Annotated in this window: 16 protein-coding genes; 8 read left to right on the top strand and 8 right to left on the bottom strand. The window is 63.4% G+C overall.

The window, feature by feature from the left end; translation table 11 throughout:
- Positions 1–10 precede the first annotated feature (10 nt).
- The 4 genes from mtnA (at position 11) to J7I12_RS06090 (ending at position 3,969) form a co-directional block, all read left to right on the top strand.
- The gene (mtnA, locus tag J7I12_RS06105) at positions 11–1,096 is read left to right on the top strand and encodes an S-methyl-5-thioribose-1-phosphate isomerase (RefSeq protein WP_118230835.1); all 1,086 of its coding nucleotides are present in this window, start codon (positions 11–13) and stop codon (positions 1,094–1,096) included.
- Positions 1,097–1,105: 9 nt separating this feature from the next.
- On the top strand, positions 1,106–3,130 hold the full coding sequence (locus J7I12_RS06100; protein WP_498794142.1) for a TIGR04326 family surface carbohydrate biosynthesis protein: 2,025 nt from the start codon (positions 1,106–1,108) through the stop codon (positions 3,128–3,130).
- Positions 3,127–3,564, top strand: a complete 438-nt coding sequence (locus tag J7I12_RS06095) for a C-GCAxxG-C-C family (seleno)protein (RefSeq protein ID WP_130957740.1) — start codon at positions 3,127–3,129, stop codon at positions 3,562–3,564. The genes J7I12_RS06100 and J7I12_RS06095 overlap by 4 nt, the downstream gene beginning before the upstream one ends.
- Before the next feature lie 84 nt (positions 3,565–3,648).
- A complete protein-coding gene (locus J7I12_RS06090; protein WP_498794141.1) occupies positions 3,649–3,969 on the top strand; it encodes a hypothetical protein in 321 nt (106 codons plus the stop codon).
- On the opposite strand, the gene phoU is transcribed toward J7I12_RS06090, so the two are convergent.
- The 4 genes from phoU to J7I12_RS06070 all read right to left on the bottom strand — a co-directional run bounded on the left by phoU (position 3,966) and on the right by J7I12_RS06070 (position 8,073).
- Positions 3,966–4,736 (bottom strand): phosphate signaling complex protein PhoU, encoded by a 771-nt coding sequence (phoU, locus tag J7I12_RS06085; protein ID WP_118230524.1) that lies wholly within the window; start codon positions 4,734–4,736, stop codon positions 3,966–3,968. The genes J7I12_RS06090 and phoU overlap by 4 nt on opposite strands.
- A gap of 16 nt (positions 4,737–4,752) precedes the next feature.
- Positions 4,753–5,508 carry a phosphate ABC transporter ATP-binding protein PstB gene (gene pstB / locus J7I12_RS06080; protein ID WP_118230525.1) on the bottom strand — a complete coding sequence of 252 codons (756 nt, stop codon included), beginning with the start codon at positions 5,506–5,508 and terminating at the stop codon, positions 4,753–4,755.
- Positions 5,505–7,301 carry a HAMP domain-containing sensor histidine kinase gene (locus tag J7I12_RS06075; RefSeq protein WP_118230526.1) on the bottom strand — a complete coding sequence of 599 codons (1,797 nt, stop codon included), beginning with the start codon at positions 7,299–7,301 and terminating at the stop codon, positions 5,505–5,507. The genes pstB and J7I12_RS06075 overlap by 4 nt, the downstream gene beginning before the upstream one ends.
- Before the next feature lie 97 nt (positions 7,302–7,398).
- Positions 7,399–8,073, bottom strand: a complete 675-nt coding sequence (locus J7I12_RS06070; RefSeq protein WP_130958296.1) for a response regulator — start codon at positions 8,071–8,073, stop codon at positions 7,399–7,401.
- Positions 8,074–8,330: 257 nt separating this feature from the next.
- On the opposite strand from J7I12_RS06070, the gene J7I12_RS06065 reads away from it, so the two are divergent.
- The 3 genes from J7I12_RS06065 (at position 8,331) to pstA (ending at position 11,151) form a co-directional block, all read left to right on the top strand.
- Positions 8,331–9,149 carry a phosphate ABC transporter substrate-binding protein gene (locus tag J7I12_RS06065; RefSeq protein ID WP_130958297.1) on the top strand — a complete coding sequence of 273 codons (819 nt, stop codon included), beginning with the start codon at positions 8,331–8,333 and terminating at the stop codon, positions 9,147–9,149.
- A gap of 146 nt (positions 9,150–9,295) precedes the next feature.
- A complete protein-coding gene (gene pstC / locus J7I12_RS06060) occupies positions 9,296–10,183 on the top strand; it encodes a phosphate ABC transporter permease subunit PstC (RefSeq protein WP_498794138.1) in 888 nt (295 codons plus the stop codon).
- 149 nt (positions 10,184–10,332) lie between these two features.
- Positions 10,333–11,151, top strand: a complete 819-nt coding sequence (gene pstA, locus J7I12_RS06055; RefSeq protein ID WP_118230564.1) for a phosphate ABC transporter permease PstA — start codon at positions 10,333–10,335, stop codon at positions 11,149–11,151.
- Positions 11,152–11,526: 375 nt separating this feature from the next.
- Here the strand turns inward: pstA and J7I12_RS06050 are convergent, their stop codons facing one another.
- Both J7I12_RS06050 and J7I12_RS06045 read right to left on the bottom strand, forming a co-directional pair.
- The gene (locus tag J7I12_RS06050) at positions 11,527–11,727 is read right to left on the bottom strand and encodes a hypothetical protein (protein WP_498794137.1); all 201 of its coding nucleotides are present in this window, start codon (positions 11,725–11,727) and stop codon (positions 11,527–11,529) included.
- A 327-nt stretch (positions 11,728–12,054) separates the two neighbouring features.
- Entirely contained in the window at positions 12,055–12,516 is a 462-nt protein-coding gene (locus J7I12_RS06045) for a Fur family transcriptional regulator (protein ID WP_118230531.1), read from the bottom strand.
- Between the two features lie 326 nt (positions 12,517–12,842).
- Between J7I12_RS06045 and ahpC the strand changes: the two genes are divergently transcribed.
- Positions 12,843–13,409 (top strand): alkyl hydroperoxide reductase subunit C, encoded by a 567-nt coding sequence (ahpC, locus tag J7I12_RS06040; RefSeq protein ID WP_118230532.1) that lies wholly within the window; start codon positions 12,843–12,845, stop codon positions 13,407–13,409.
- Positions 13,410–13,534: 125 nt separating this feature from the next.
- On the opposite strand, the gene rplL is transcribed toward ahpC, so the two are convergent.
- Both rplL and rplJ read right to left on the bottom strand, forming a co-directional pair.
- Positions 13,535–13,918 carry a 50S ribosomal protein L7/L12 gene (gene rplL, locus J7I12_RS06035; protein WP_118230533.1) on the bottom strand — a complete coding sequence of 128 codons (384 nt, stop codon included), beginning with the start codon at positions 13,916–13,918 and terminating at the stop codon, positions 13,535–13,537.
- 45 nt (positions 13,919–13,963) lie between these two features.
- Positions 13,964–14,488 (bottom strand): 50S ribosomal protein L10, encoded by a 525-nt coding sequence (gene rplJ, locus J7I12_RS06030; protein WP_118230534.1) that lies wholly within the window; start codon positions 14,486–14,488, stop codon positions 13,964–13,966.
- Positions 14,489–14,579: the final 91 nt, after the last annotated feature.

Raw genomic sequence — 14,579 nt, 5'->3', positions numbered from 1 at the left:
GGAGGACGGTATGGAAGAACATATCCGCTTTGACCCCGCCATTCCGGCACTGTGCCTGCTGGACCAGCGTCTGCTGCCGACAGCGGAGGACTACGTTCTCTGCCGTACGCCTCAGGAAGTAGCCGAAGCTCTGCGCCGTATGGTGGTGCGCGGTGCGCCGGCCATCGGCGTTACCGCGGCCTGGGGCTGCGTGCTGGCCCTGCACGGCCTGCCGCCTGGCGCAGACTGGCCCGCCCGGCTGGACGCGGCCCTGGAAGCCCTGGCCCAGGCCAGACCCACGGCCGTGAATCTGCGCTGGGCTGTGGAGCGCCTGCGCGCCCTGTGGCGGCGGCTGGGGCCGGAAACGGGACGGGAAGCCCTGCTGGCGGCCTTTATGGAAGAGGCCAGGCGCATGCAGGAAGAGGACGTGGCCGCCTGTCGGGCCCTGGGCCACCACGGCGCGGCTCTGCTGGAGGACGGCGACACCGTGCTGACCCACTGCAATGCCGGGGCGCTGGCCACAGCGGGCTACGGCACGGCTCTGGGCGTGGTGCGCGCCGCTGTGGAGTCCGGCAAGCGCATCCGGGTCATCGCCGACGAAACACGGCCTTTTCTGCAGGGCGCGCGGCTTACCGCCTGGGAGCTGCACAAGGACGACATCCCCGTGACTGTGGCCTGTGACAATGCCTGCGCCCTGCTCATGAGCAAGGGGCTGGTGCAGCGCGTGGTGGTGGGCGCGGACCGCATTGCCGCCAACGGCGATACGGCCAACAAGATCGGCACCCTGGGTGTGGCTCTGCTGGCCCGGCACTTCGGCGTCCCTTTTTATGTGGCCGCGCCTCTTTCCACCATTGATCCGGCCACGCCTACGGGCGCGGCCATCCCCATTGAAGAGCGTCCGGCCGAGGAAGTGACCCAGATGGGCCCGACCCGCCTGTGTCCAGAGGGCGTACCCGTATACAATTTTGCCTTTGACGTGACCCCGGCCGCGTTTATTACGGGCATCATCACAGAAAAAGGCGTGCTGCGCCCGCCCTACGGCCTTTCCATCTGGGCGGCCTGCAACGACGCCGACGCGGGTCGGGCCTGCGACGCAGCCCCCGCAACGGACCATTGAGGTGCGGCTATGGAACTGGAACTGGTAGTGGCGGCGGTGGCGGCGCCCCGTCCGCAGCCCTGCGGACGGGATTGCTGCACGGACTGCGGGCCGGAACGCCTGGTGCTCCATTGGGAGGGTTGGGAGGCCCCGGAGGGTGAGTACTCTCTGCCTGCCTTGCTGCGGCGGGAGCTTGCGGACATCCGCGCGGAACACGCGGCTTGGGCCTATGAGCTGGGTCGGCTGGACGCAGGAGGGCGCGAACTGCAGGATCGCCTTACCGGTGGAGCGTCTCTGTCCCTGTGGTGGTGCTCCCTGCTTTACGAACGCCATCCCAAGATGACGCCGGGTCTCTACGAAGTTTACAAACTGCGCGCTCTGGAACGCTTTATGGACGCCAAGGGCGTCACGTCCCTGCGTCTGAACGGCGGCGATGCGCGCCTACGCCGCGTGCTGGAAGCCTTTTGTCGTGCCGGAGGCCGCACCTTTGCCGCCGTGGGGCCGGATACGGACGCCGCCCTTCCGGTGCGGCAAAGCCTGCTGCAGCGCTGTTACGCGGCCTGCCCGGCGCCTGTGCGCGCCCTGGCCCGCTACGCCCACTGGTGGTGGACCGTGCGGCGGCGCTTGCCTGCCTGCCCGCTGTCGCCCACAACCGGACAAACCGCCACCATCGCTACTTACTTCCCCAACGTGGATATGGACGCGGCCCGGCAGGGACGCTTCCGCTCCCGCTATTGGGAGAGCCTGCACGACGCCCTCAACGCCACCGCCCAAGCCGAGGGCAGGCATTTTGTGCGCTGGCTGTTCATCCGTTTTCCCGCGCCGCAGCTCAGCCTGGACCAATGTCTGGCTCTGCGCGACCGTTTTCGGCAGAACGGCGCGGACGGCTGCAGCTTCCACTATCTGGAGGAGCTGCTGCGGCCCCGCGATCTGGCCGTTGCCATTTGGCGCTACATGCGCATCTGCTTTTCCAGCCTGCGCCTGGAGCGGGCCGCGCGTCCGGCCTTCCGGCTGCCGGGGTCGCAGCTGAATTTCTGGGAATACCTGGGGCCGTACTGGGCTGAATCCTTCCGGGGCTGGCGCGGCCTGGAGCGCTGCCTGCAGCTGCGCGCCTGCGAGTGTTACGCCGCGGCCGCCGGGCCCCAGCGCTGGACGCTCTTTCCTCTGGAAAACTGCCCATGGGAGCGTATGCTCACAGCGGCCACGCACCGGGCGGGCAACGGCCCGGTGGTGGGGGCCCAGCATTCCACCATCCGGCCCACAGACTTCCGCTATTTTGACGATCCTCGCACCTTTGCGCCGCCCCTGGCCGTTCTGCAGCCCGATCAGGTGCGCGCCAATGGCGGCTCTGCCCTGGCGCAGTGGCAGGAGGCGGGCTTGCCCGCCGACAGGCTGGACCTGGTGGAAGCCTTGCGCTATCTTTATCTTGCCAGAACCGTTGACGGGAATGCCCCTGCAGACGCATCCGCGCCAGGCGGCTCTCCCGCTGCTGCCTCTGCGCCGTCTTTTGCGTCTTCTTTTGCGGATGGCGTGCCCCCGTTGTCCGCGCCGTTGTCCCCGCCGTCCCCCCGGCGACTGCTGGCCGTGACGGGTTTTTTTGCCGATGAAACAGACGCGCACCTGCGGCTGCTGGCCCGCTCCCTGCTGGGCGGGCTGCTGGAGGGTTGGGAAGTCTGCGTCAAGCCCCACCCGTACCTGCCCGTGAGCGAGCGTCTGCAAATCCTGCTGGGCGGTCGCGCGGGCGAGGTGCGGGTGCTGGAAGGCCCCATCGGACCGCAGCTTGCGCCGGGCGTGCTGGTCTGGGCCAGCAACTCCACTACCGTGGCCCTGGAGGCGGCCCTCAAGGGGCTGCCGGTCATGGTCATGCTGCCGGCCAATGATTTTGACCTCTGCCCCTTGCAGGATGTGCCGGGCCTGCCCCGCACGGGCACTCTGGAGGACGTGAAGGCCGCCCTGGCCGCAGCGGCCCCGCTGGCCCTGCCTCCCGGCTATCTTGATCTGGATCTGGCTCTGCCGCGTTGGCGACACCTTCTGAACCTGGTGAGGACGTCATGACCGTACACGACCGCGTGGCCGCCCTGGTGCGCCACTATTACTGGGACAGGGATATGAACTGCGCGCGTACTACCCTGCGCTGCATGGAAAGCCTGACGGGGCAGGAGGTGCACCCACAGTTGTATCAGGCCGTGGTGGGCTGCCACGGGGCCGGGGGCATTGGCGCCCAGTGCGGGTTGGTGGAAGGCGGTCTGCTGTTTCTTGGGCTGTACGGGGCGCGGCTGGGGCTGAGCGAGGACGAAACCGTGGATATTTGTGCCGCTTATGCCCGCGAGTTTGCCGCGCGTTTTGGCAGTCTGGGCTGCAGTGATCTGCGGCCCGGCGGCTTCCACAAGAAGGATCCGCCCCATTTGTGCGAGATTCTCAGCGTGGACGCCATTTGTTTTCTGAATAACTATGTGCGCGCGCTTACGGGCTTGCCGCCTGAGGAGTAGGCGCGCCAGAGAGGATGCAACGGCAGGGCGGCGGGTTCTGGCGTAGAGGCAGCCGCAGGGCGGGGCAGGAGATTATCGTACCGTTTGGACAAAAACAGCCTTTTTTGCGCCGACGGCGTCAACGGCGGGTTTTTGCTGCTCACGGACTTGAGTCCGCTGCGCGCAAAAATCCGCCGTTTCCTTGTCGGCATCAAAAAAATCTTATTTTCCCCCAATCCTTACGACACCAGCCCCCGCCTCGCAAGCTCGGCGGTCCAAGGTGGCTTCGCGCAACAGCTGGGGGCGCGGCGCTTCATAGCAAAGGCGCGCCAGAGAGGATGCAACGGCGAGGATGCAACGGCAGGGCGGCGGCGAGGATGCGGCGGCGAGGGCGGCCTTGCAGGACAAAGTCGCCCGTCCGGTTAGACCTCCGCAGGATTTGCCGTCGTCGGAGCCTCTGTCGCTGTGGCAATGTCTTCTTCCATCCCGTCCGCCAAAGCCGCAGGAGGGGCGGTTTTGTCTTCGAGCTTGTTGTGTTTGAGGCTCTCGCCCTGGCTGATGAAGTAGACGTGCTCCGCAATATTGATGGAGCGCCGCCAGATGCGCGTGAGGGAGCGGGTGATGAGGATGATGTGCATGGCCAAAGGCGGCTTGAGGCCAGAGGTCGGATCCGAAAGCCGCTCCATAATGCCCTGGATGATGCGCACCTCGCACTGCAGAGCTTCGCCATCGCCGTGGATGCACTGCAGGGCCTCGTCGGCGCGGTTTTCACGAAAAATGCGCACGGCCTGTTCATAGGCCTCGCGGGCGCGCTGAAACATGGGCAGCACCTGTGGGATCACGGCGCAGCCCGGCGTGTCCTGCATAAGCACGGCCTGTTCCGCCACGCTCACGGCTTCGTCGCCGATGCGCTCCAGGTCCACCACCATGCGCAGGGCGCTGACCACAAAGCGCAGATCGCCGGCCACGGGCTGGGTGCGGGCCAGCAGCTGCAGGGCCATTTCATCAATTTCGTTTTCCAGGGCATCGATGGCCGCGTCGTTTTCCATAACTGCCGTGGCCCTGCCAGGGTCGTTGGCGGCCAGGGCTTTGCCCGCTTCTTCCAGCGCGATGCCCACGCTGGCGGCCATGACCAACAGACGGGTGCGCAGAGTGGCGAGCAGTTGCTGCAAGTAGTTGATTTCCTGTTGCATAAGAGAATCCCTCCCTCTAACCGAAGCGGCCGGTAATGTAATCCTCGGTCTGCTTTTTGGCCGGCCGGGTGAACATGCTGTCCGTGGTATTGTGTTCAATGAGTTTGCCCATGTAGAAAAAGGCCGTGTAGTCAGAAACGCGGGCCGCCTGCTGCATATTGTGGGTGACGATGATAATGCACAGGGATTGCCGCAGCTCGCGGATACTTTCTTCTATCTTTTGGGTGGCAATGGGGTCCAGGGCGCTGGCGGGTTCGTCCATAAGCAGCACCTCCGGCTCCACAGCCAGGGCGCGGGCAATGCACAAACGCTGCTGCTGCCCGCCGGAAAGCCCCAGGGCCGGGGCCTGCAGGCGGTCCTTCACTTCGTCAAAGATGGCTGCCCGGCGCAGGGAAAGCTCCACCTTTTCGGCAATGAGGCTTTCGTCGCGCAGGCCGTTGACGCGCAGGCCGTAGGCCACGTTTTCATAAATAGTTTTGGGGAAAGGATTGGGCTTCTGAAAGACCATACCCACCTTACAGCGCAGGGAAACTACGTCTGTGTCCGGGCGATTCACGTCTTGCCCGTCCAGCAGGATTTCGCCTTCCACGCGCGCGCCGGGCACCAGGTCGTTCATGCGGTTAAGACAGCGCAGAAAGGTGGATTTGCCGCAGCCGGAAGGCCCGATGAGGGCCGTGACCCGGCTGGGGGGGAACTCCAGACTGACCTCGTGCAGGGCTTTGTTCTGCCCGTAAAAAACACTGACCTTGCGCGTCAGCAGTGCTTCCTTCATGAGTGTGCCGCTCCGTGGACGGGTGTGAGGGTAAAGACCAGGGCCGTGCTGCCGTCCGGGGCCGGACTTTCCGCCCGGATATGGCCGCCGTGCCGCTCAATGATGTGCTTGCAGATGGCCAGGCCCAGCCCGGTGCTGGCCTGGCCCCGGTGGCGCTCCACCTGGTAGAAGCGCTCAAAAATCCGTTCTAGATCCGCCTTGGGAATGCCCGGCCCGTCGTCCGTCACGCGAAAGGTGACCGTGTTTTCCGCTTCCTGCGCGCTCACGCGCACAGTGCCGCCTTCAGGCGTAAAGCGGGCCGCGTTTTCCAGCAGGTTGCGGAAGACCTGGGTCAGGTGGGGCTGGCTGGCCATGACCCGGCAGCCCTGGGGCATGTTCACCGCTACCGTGCAGCGTCTAGCCTCCAGGCTCTCGTGACACTGGGCCGTGGCCTGGTTCAGAGCCTCGAGCGGATCAATGGGGCTGAGCTCCAGGCTGCCGCCCTTGCCCTCCAGGCGGGCCAGAGAGAGCAGATCCTCCACCATGCGCGAAAGGCTCAGGCCGTGTTTGAGGATGATCTCGCCGAAGCGGCGGCACTGGGGCGGCAGGTCCAGATTCATGAGGGTTTCCGCATAGCCCTGGATAGCCGTAAGGGGCGTGCGCAGCTCGTGCGACACGTTGGCCACAAAGTCGCGGCGCACGCGCTCCAGGCGCATGAGCTCCGTGATATCGTGGAACACGGCCACCGCGCCCACGCCGGTGGGCACGTGCGCGTCCTCCTGGCCGGAAGGGCGGGAAAGGCAGACGGACATGACTTCGCCCGAAGACAGCTCCAGGTGCAGATAACGTTGCCGGCGGGCCCTGGATTCGGCTTCATCGCTTCGCGCTTCCGGCTCGGCCATAAGAGCGTCTACAGCTTCCTGCAGAGCGGGGGAGGGGATGACCTCCACCACAGGCGCGCCCTGAGCCGCGGCGGCCTGGGGAAAGCATCGGGCCAGGGCGCGGTTGCAGCGGCGGATGCGGCCACGCGGCCCCAGTACCAGCACGCCGTCGCTCATGGTTTCCAGCACGCATTCCAGTTGGGCGGTCTGCTCTGCGGCGGCGCGTATGTGTTCCTCAATATTCTCGGCCATGCGGTTGACGGCCTCGGCCAGCGGGGCAAATTCCCGGCCGGGGATGTGCCGGAGTCGACGCTGAAAATGTCCCAGCGAAATGGCCTCCACCACCGCCACCATCTGGTCCAGCGAACGGCGCAGCGCGCCGGAAAGCACGCCCGCCAGGACCAGTGAAAGCAACAGAGCCGTCAGCCCCAGACGGGTGAAAAAAGAAGCCTGGTGGGCGATGTCCTGGCGCAGGTGGTCCAGGGGCACGGCCACCCGCAGCACGCGCCCGGTGGCCGCGGGCACGGCGGCGTAGGCCATGTCTGTGCCCAGGGTGCCGCTGGGGCGCAGGGCAAAGCCCGGCTCGCCCATAAGGGCGGCGTGGATTTCGGGGCGATCGGCGTGGTTGTCCAGGCGCGTCACCGGCTGTGCGCCGGGGGACGTGTCGGCCAGCACCTGCCCCGTGGCGTCTGTGAGGGTCAGGCGTTCCTGGGGCATGTCCAGGATGCGCGCCAGTTGGGGCAGACTTGCCGGTTCTGGCCCCAGCTGGGCCAGCAGGGCGGCGGCCAGGGTCGTTTCACGCAGCAGGCGCTGCCGCGCGGCCTCCAACTGGCCCTCCTCAAACCACGAACGGCCCGTAAACACGGCTATGCCCGCTACCACCAGGGCCACGGCCAGCATGCCGCCAAAAATGCGCGTTCTGAAAGAAAGCATGTGTTTCACCGGGGTATAAGATTGTTGTGCCCTGCAACCTTCCGTCACAGGGGGAGGGGCCAGCGGCGGGGGGCATGACGCCGTCGGCTCTGCCGCGCTATTCCTTGATCCGGTAGCCCACGCCGCGCACAGTTTCCAGCAGGGGGGCGGCGGGCCCCAGTTTGGCGCGCAAACGGCGTACATGGGTATCCACCGTGCGGGCATAGCCTTCAAAGGAGTAGCCCCAGACCTTGTTGAGCAGTTGCTCGCGGGTGCGCACCGTGCCCGCGTGGCGCAGCAGGTCTTCCAGCAGGCGAAATTCCGTGGCCGTGAGGTTGAGGGGGGTATCCTCCACTTCGGCGGTATGGGCGTCCGTGCGCAGGCGAATGCCGTGACGTTCCAGCGCGGGGCTTTGGGTTTCGCGTCCGCCGCGCCGCAGCACGGCCCGTACCCGCAGCATAAGCTCGCGTACGCTGAAGGGTTTGACCACATAATCGTCTGCGCCCAGGCTCAGGCCCACCACCCGGTCCATCTCTTCGCCGCGGGCCGTGAGCATGAGTATGGGGATGTGAGCCGTTTCCGTCTGCGCGCCCAGCCGCCGGCAGACTTCAAAGCCGTCCAGCCCCGGCAGCATGACGTCCAGCAGGACCAGCGCGGGCGTGTGCCGCCGGGCCATGTCCAGGGCCTGGGGGCCGTCGGCCGCTTCCAGCACGCTGAAGCCTTCGCGCTCCAGATTGAAGCGTAACAGTTCGCGAATGTCGGCCTCATCTTCTACTACAAGTATCTGCTGCATGGCGTCTTCCTTTTTCCCGACCCAGTTCAGCGCGGTTGTGCGCCAGGCGTGTGGTGGCTGTGTGACAATTGCGTGACAGCCGCCGTCAACGGGGCTGACAGAATTTTGCGCGGCGCGGCAGGGTGTTGCGCGGTTTCACGCAGTGTTCTGCGTTCCGTCATCATTCTGTAACAGAGGCGGGCCAAAAGGGAAACGCGGCGGGAAACGGCCCGCCCGGAACGGCATACGCAACCAAAGTGCAACAAAGGAGCATATTCATGTTTATTGGTAAAAAATTGGTTCTGGCCCTGGCCATGCTGAGCTTGAGCGCCCCGGCTTTTGCGGCCGGGCAGGTCGTTATCAACGGTTCCACCACGGTGCTGCCTGTGGTGCAGAAGGCGGGCGAAGCCTTTATGGCCGCGCACCCCGGCGTGGAGCTGAGCATTTCCGGCGGCGGTTCGGGCAACGGCCTCAAGGCCCTGCTGGAAAAACAGTGCGACATCGCCATGAGCTCGCGCGACATTAAGGACAAGGAAGTGGAAGCGGCCAAAAAGAACGGCGTGAACCCGCAGCGCACGGCCATTGCCGTGGACGCCATCGTGCCCGTGGTTAACCCCGCCAATCCCGTGAGCGGCCTGACCGTTGAGCAGCTGCGCGACATCTACACCGGCAAGATCACCAACTGGAAAGACCTGGGCGGCGCGAACGCCAAGATCGTGGTCATCTCACGCGACACCTCTTCCGGCACCTTTGAGTGCTGGGAAGAAATGGTCATGAAGAAGCAGCGCGTCAGCCCCGCAGCCCTTATGCAGGCTTCCAACGGCGCTGTGGTGCAGGCTGTTTCTAAAAATAAAAACGCCATCGGCTACATCGGTCTGGGCTATGTGGACAAGTCCACCAAGGGCCTTACGGTCAACAAGGTGACCGCCAACGCCCAGACGGCGCTTTCCAAGCAGTGGCCCATCGCGCGCGAGCTGTTCATCTTTACCAACGGTGCGCCTGCCGGCAGCGTTAAAGACTTTGTGGATTACCTGCTGGATCCCGGCAAGGGCCAGAAGAACGTGCTGGAAGTGGGCTATGTGCCCCTGGCCAAATAAGGACGACCCACACACAGCGGGGTGATAAAGCCTCGCGTGGAGGCCTCTGCCGTGGCGGAGGCCTCCGCCGTCGGCGGGACAAGGCCGCCCGGTGTGGACCAGGGCCAATAAAAATCATGCAAGACCATCTGGGAAGGGGAGGGGCCATGCGCTCGGCAATGCGGGAAAATCTGGTGCGGCACACCCTGGCCGTCCTGGCGGGCAGTTCTCTGCTGGCTTTGGGCGGCATTGTGTTGTTTTTGTTTATGGAAGGCGTGCCGCTGTTCAGCGAGTATTCCTTTATCGATTTCTTGTTCGGCAAGCTCTGGTACCCCACGGAGGAGCCCGGCCTGTTCGGCATTTTCCCGCTGTTGGCGGCTTCGCTGGCCGTGACGCTGTGTTCATCGCTGCTGGCTGTGCCCCTGGGCGTGCTCACGGCCGTTTATCTGACGGAAATCGCCCACCCGGCCGTGCGCCGCGTGGTCAAGCCCTTTGTGGAGCTGCTGGCGGCTTTGCCCTCGGTGGTGCTGGGCTTTCTGGGCATGGTGGTGCTGGCCCCCTTTCTTCAGGACGCCCTGGGCGCGGCTTCGGGCCTCAACCTGCTCAACGCCTCCCTGGTGCTGGCCCTTATGAGCGTGCCCACCATCTGTTCTGTTTCGGAGGACGCCCTCTACAGCGTGCCGCGTGACCTGCGTGAGGCCTCCCTGGCTTTGGGGGCCACCCGCTGGCAGACCACGGTGCGCGTGGTGGTGCCAGCCGCCCTTTCCGGCATCGGCACGGCGGTAATGTTGGGCATGTCCCGTGCCATAGGCGAAACCATGGTGGTGCTCATGGTGGCCGGCGGCGCGGCCATTCTGCCCACTTCACTGCTGGATCCGGTGCGGCCCATGCCCGCCTCCATAGCTGCGGAAATGGCCGAAGCCCCCTTCCGCAGTGAACACTACCATGCCCTGTTCGCCATTGGCATAGTGCTCTTTTTCCTGACGCTGGCCTTCAATGTTCTGGCCGGACATATTGCTGAAAAACACCGCCAGGCCGGCACCTCCAGCCTGTAACAAGGGGAATTTTCATGCCTTCCATCATACCCACCCCCACGCTGCCGTCCGTGCCCCAGGGCGGCAGGCCCGTCCCGCCGCCCGCTCCGCCGTCGTCCGCTCTGCGCCTGCCCGCCAGCGGACGACGGCGGGCCCGCCGCCAGACCCTTATGTTCTGGCTGCTGCGGGCTGTGGCCGCCTGTAACGTTCTGGCTCTGCTCGGGGTGTGCGCCTTTTTGCTGCGCAACGGTCTGCCGGCCCTGAGCTGGGAATTTCTCACCCAGGCGCCCCGCAACATGATGACCGAGGGGGGCATCTGGCCCTGCATCGTGGGCACGGCCATTCTCTCGCTGGGCTCGCTGCTGCTGGCCTTTCCTTTGGGAGTGGCCTCGGCCGTATATCTGCACGAGTATGCGGGCCGCAGCCCTTTTGCCCGCTATGTGCGCCTGGGCGTCAATAACCTGGCCGGCGTGCCCTCGGTGGTCTTCGGCCTGTTCGGACTTTCTTTTTTTGTCACTTTTTGCGGCTTTGGGGTGAGCATTCTTTCCGGCGTGCTGACCCTGGCCGTGCTGACCCTGCCGGTGATCATCGGCACGGCCGAAGAAGCCTTGCGCAACGTGCCGGATACTTACCGTGAAGCCTCCCTGGCCCTGGGGGCCACCAAGTCGCAGACCATCGCCAGGGTGGTGCTGCCCTGCGCCTTGCCGGGCATGCTTACCGGAGCCATTTTGGGGGTGGCCCGTGCGGCGGGTGAAACCGCGGCCATCATGTTTACCGCCGCCGTGTTTTACACCCCGCGCACGCCCGATTCCGTATTCAGTGCGGTCATGGCCCTGCCCTACCACATGTATGTACTGGCCACGGCGGGTACGGAAATCGAAAAAACCCGCCCTCTGCAGTACGGCACGGGCCTGGTGCTGCTCTTGTTGGTGCTGGGCATGAACCTGCTGGCCATTCTGTTGCGCGACCGGCTGCAGAGGCGGGCTTAGAGCAGTTAGCGAATGGAATGAGCTAACTGCTCTGCAAGGATTTTCTTGAAAATCCTTTGCCACGAAATGCGAGAAGGCAGGCTTTTGCCTGCCGTAAGCGAGCATTTCAAGTGTTAAATGCTCGAGGAGCAGATTATCTTGCCCTGGGCGAAGTTCCCGACTGCCGTATACGGCTGCCGCCAGGACAGGTGGCGGCAGATCGCCGGTTGCCGGGCGTGCGGACAGCGCAGCAGAAATTGGGCAACAACATCTGAACATGACGAAACCCCGACCGAAAGGCCGGGGTTTCGCATATCCGTTTCCCCCAGGGAAACGGGAGGAGGGGGCGAGTAAAGTCCGCCGCCGTAAGCCGAGGCGGCATGGTGACAGGAACACTCAGGACAGTTTGTTTTTTTCTGTTTTTTCCGGGTGCAAAGGCTCAATAGTTGCCTGCCCGCCGCAATTGCAGGTGGGGTGCGCCTTGGCGTCGCAGCCACAGCCGCACTGGCCGCTGCGCATGGCGCGGCGCATACGCCGGATCATGAAGACCAGCGCCACCAGGACGCAAAGAATAATGAGGACAAGTTGCAGATCCATATGCATTCACCTTGGCGCGGCGGCGTCGCGACATGTGACGCTCAACCGCGGTTGTCTGTAGCAAGAAGATGGTTCTTTAGAAAATGAAAGTCAAGTTCTTTGCGGGGGGAAATAAATTTTTTCTGGCCGCGCCCTAAAAGGCAGGCCCGCAACCACAGGGGAACGCTAAGGTGCGTTTGTCTCAGCGCAGCTTGCCTTTAAGAATACATATGCTCAACAGTTACGGCTCGCGCGCTTCAGAACTTAACCTTGCAGATACCTTGCGCTTAACTTGCGTGGTGGGCGGTTGCGCAAGCAGTCGCCTGGGCGTTTCAACCTTGAAAAGCCCTAAAGCTCTTTGGCGGCCTTGGCCCGGCATTCGGCGCAGAGGCCGTAGAGGTTGTGCACATGGCCGCGCAGTTTGAAGCCGTATTTTTCGGCCAGTTCGCGTTGCAGTTTTTCGATGCGGGGATCGCAGATTTCCACAATCTTACCGCAGCCGAGGCAGACCAGGTGGTCGTGGTGGCTGTCGGGCCTGGCCACTTCATAGCGGGTGATGCCGTCGCTGAAGTGGATCTCCATAGCCAGGCCCGCGTCGCAGAGCAGCTTGAGCGTACGGTAAACCGTAGTCTGCCCGATGCCGGGATCGCGCTGCAAAATATGCTGGTAAAATTCTTCCAGCGAGTGGTGGCCGGGCAGTTCAAAAAAAGCCTCGGCAATGGTGCGTCGCTGCGAGGTGGTGTTCAGGCCCTTGCGGTTCATGAAGTCCAGAAATTCCGGCAGGCCCACGGTCCTCGGTTTTGCTGTCATAATTGCGCCTGCTCCCGAAAGCGGTCTGGCAGCGCGCGGGGCTGCCAAAACGCTTCCAGGCGGGGAAGCGTGACGGTTGGGGATGTCCGCGCGGCTTCTAGGATGCACCACTTTTATTTAAAAAGCAACGCGCAGTCCCCAAACCAGCGCACGCTTTACGCACAGGCGCGACGGCCTTGTCGTTAGGGCGTGCGCAGACTACAGTAACGCGGTATTTCTCGCTGCCCTGTTCTTGACAGGAATAACAAGATTGAATACTGTTTTCAAAAAGAGACAGCAAAAAACCTTTGCCGGAGCGGTACGCTCCGCCGAACAAGGATGACAGTATGGAAAATCTTATCAACAAAAAAGTGGCTCCGTTCAGCGTGCAGGCCTATCAGGCCGGGGAGCTGAAAACCGTGACCGATGCGGAGTTGCTGGGGCACTGGTCTGTGGTCTTCTTTTACCCTGCGGATTTTACCTTTGTTTGCCCTACGGAGCTGGAAGATCTGGCCGAGAACTACGAGGCCTTTAAAAAGCTCAATTGCGAAGTGTATTCCGTCTCTACGGACAGCGCCTTTGTGCACAAGGCTTGGGCCGACGCCTCGCCCAACATTGCCAAAATCCGTTATCCCATGCTGGCGGACTGCGCGGGCGAACTTTCCCGGGCTTTCGGCGTGATGATCGAAGGGGCAGGACAGGCCTTGCGCGGTAGTTTCGTCATCAATCCTGAAGGGGTGGTCAAGGCCTATGAAATCCACGACACCAGCATCGGCCGCAACGTAGAGGAACTGCTGCGCAAGCTGGAGGCCGCCCAGTTTGTGGCCGAGCACGGCGACCAGGTTTGCCCCGCCCGCTGGAAGCCGGGTAAAGCCACGCTGAAGCCGGGCCTGGATCTGGTAGGCAAATTATAGGAATACTGTGGGGAGCGGCGGCCCCCACGTAATTTTTGTATGGAGCCCCTCCATTTGGCTGGGGCTCCATACAAAAAAGGGCGGAGCCCTGCGGCCCCGCCCCCTGCGTCCGGTATACGCGGAACTTACTTGATTTCCGCAGTGGCGCCGGCTTCGGTAAGCTGCTTCTTGGCTTCTTCGGCTTCTTCCTTGGAAACGGCTTCCTTGAGGGTGGAGGGGCAGCCGTCCACCTTTTCCTTGGCTTCTTTGAGGCCAAGGCTGGTGAGGGCGCGGACCACCTTGATGACGGCGATCTTGTTGGCGCCGGCTTCCTTCAGCACCACGTCGAACTCGGTCTTCTCTTCGGCGGCCTCAGCGGCGCCGCCGGCCGGAGCAGCCATGACCATGGCGGCAGCGGGGGCAGCGGCGGAAACGCCGAACTTTTCTTCCAGTTCTTTGATGAATTCAGAAAGTTCCAGCACCGTCATGCTGGAAATAAATTCAACGACTTCTTCTTTAGTAATGGCCATGATATGTCTCCTGAATAATTTGGCTTGGCTGCGTTGCAAAAGGCCTTAGGCGGCCTTGCCTTTCTGCTCTTCAATACCCTTGAGGGCGTAGAGCAGGCCACGCAGCAGGTTGGCAAACAGCGACACAAAATTGGTGGGCACGGCGTTCATGGTGCCGAGCAGCTGACCCAGAAGCTGTTCCCTGCCGGGCAGCTTGGCCAGAGCGTCGATCTGGGCGGCGTCCAGCGCCTTGCCGTCCAGGCTGGCGCAACGCAGCTCAAAGAGCTTGCTCTGCTTGGCAAAATCACTAAGCGCCTTGGCCACCGCCACCGGGTCGTCGTACCCAAAGGCCACGCCGCAGTTATCGTGGAACTTGTCCTTGATAGCGGCATGCGTGCCGTCGGTCAGAGCAATACGGGCCAGCGTGTTCTTGACGACGTGGTATTCGCCGCCAGCCTTGCGCAGGCTGACACGCAGGTTCGTCAGCTCTTCCACCGACATGCCCTTGAAGTCCGTGAGCACCGTAAAAGGAGCCTTCTCGGCGCGAGCCTTGATGGCCTCAATAACGGCGGCTTTTTCAGACCTGTTCACGTGATACCTCTCACGTTGGGGTTGCCAGGTGGAATGCCGAGCCAAAGAAGAAGCGTCTGGGCAGGGCAGATTAAGGGGTCGCCCCCGCCTG

This window comes from Desulfovibrio diazotrophicus, assembly GCF_902498985.2.
GTDB lineage: Bacteria > Desulfobacterota > Desulfovibrionia > Desulfovibrionales > Desulfovibrionaceae > Desulfovibrio > Desulfovibrio legallii.
The sequence above is the reverse complement of the archived record's forward strand: the minus strand, read 5'-3'. Positions and strand labels throughout refer to the sequence as shown.

Coding starts and splice junctions, on each gene's coding strand:
- mtnA (WP_118230835.1), top strand. CDS start 11: ATGGAAGAACATATCCGCTTTGACCCCGCCATTCCGGCACTGTGCCTG.
- J7I12_RS06100 (WP_498794142.1), top strand. CDS start 1,106: ATGGAACTGGAACTGGTAGTGGCGGCGGTGGCGGCGCCCCGTCCGCAG.
- J7I12_RS06095 (WP_130957740.1), top strand. CDS start 3,127: ATGACCGTACACGACCGCGTGGCCGCCCTGGTGCGCCACTATTACTGG.
- phoU (WP_118230524.1), bottom strand. CDS start 4,736: ATGCAACAGGAAATCAACTACTTGCAGCAACTGCTCGCCACTCTGCGC.
- pstB (WP_118230525.1), bottom strand. CDS start 5,508: ATGAAGGAAGCACTGCTGACGCGCAAGGTCAGTGTTTTTTACGGGCAG.
- J7I12_RS06075 (WP_118230526.1), bottom strand. CDS start 7,301: ATGCTTTCTTTCAGAACGCGCATTTTTGGCGGCATGCTGGCCGTGGCC.
- J7I12_RS06070 (WP_130958296.1), bottom strand. CDS start 8,073: ATGCAGCAGATACTTGTAGTAGAAGATGAGGCCGACATTCGCGAACTG.
- J7I12_RS06065 (WP_130958297.1), top strand. CDS start 8,331: ATGTTTATTGGTAAAAAATTGGTTCTGGCCCTGGCCATGCTGAGCTTG.
- pstC (WP_498794138.1), top strand. CDS start 9,296: ATGCGCTCGGCAATGCGGGAAAATCTGGTGCGGCACACCCTGGCCGTC.
- pstA (WP_118230564.1), top strand. CDS start 10,333: ATGTTCTGGCTGCTGCGGGCTGTGGCCGCCTGTAACGTTCTGGCTCTG.
- J7I12_RS06050 (WP_498794137.1), bottom strand. CDS start 11,727: ATGGATCTGCAACTTGTCCTCATTATTCTTTGCGTCCTGGTGGCGCTG.
- J7I12_RS06045 (WP_118230531.1), bottom strand. CDS start 12,516: ATGACAGCAAAACCGAGGACCGTGGGCCTGCCGGAATTTCTGGACTTC.
- ahpC (WP_118230532.1), top strand. CDS start 12,843: ATGGAAAATCTTATCAACAAAAAAGTGGCTCCGTTCAGCGTGCAGGCC.
- rplL (WP_118230533.1), bottom strand. CDS start 13,918: ATGGCCATTACTAAAGAAGAAGTCGTTGAATTTATTTCCAGCATGACG.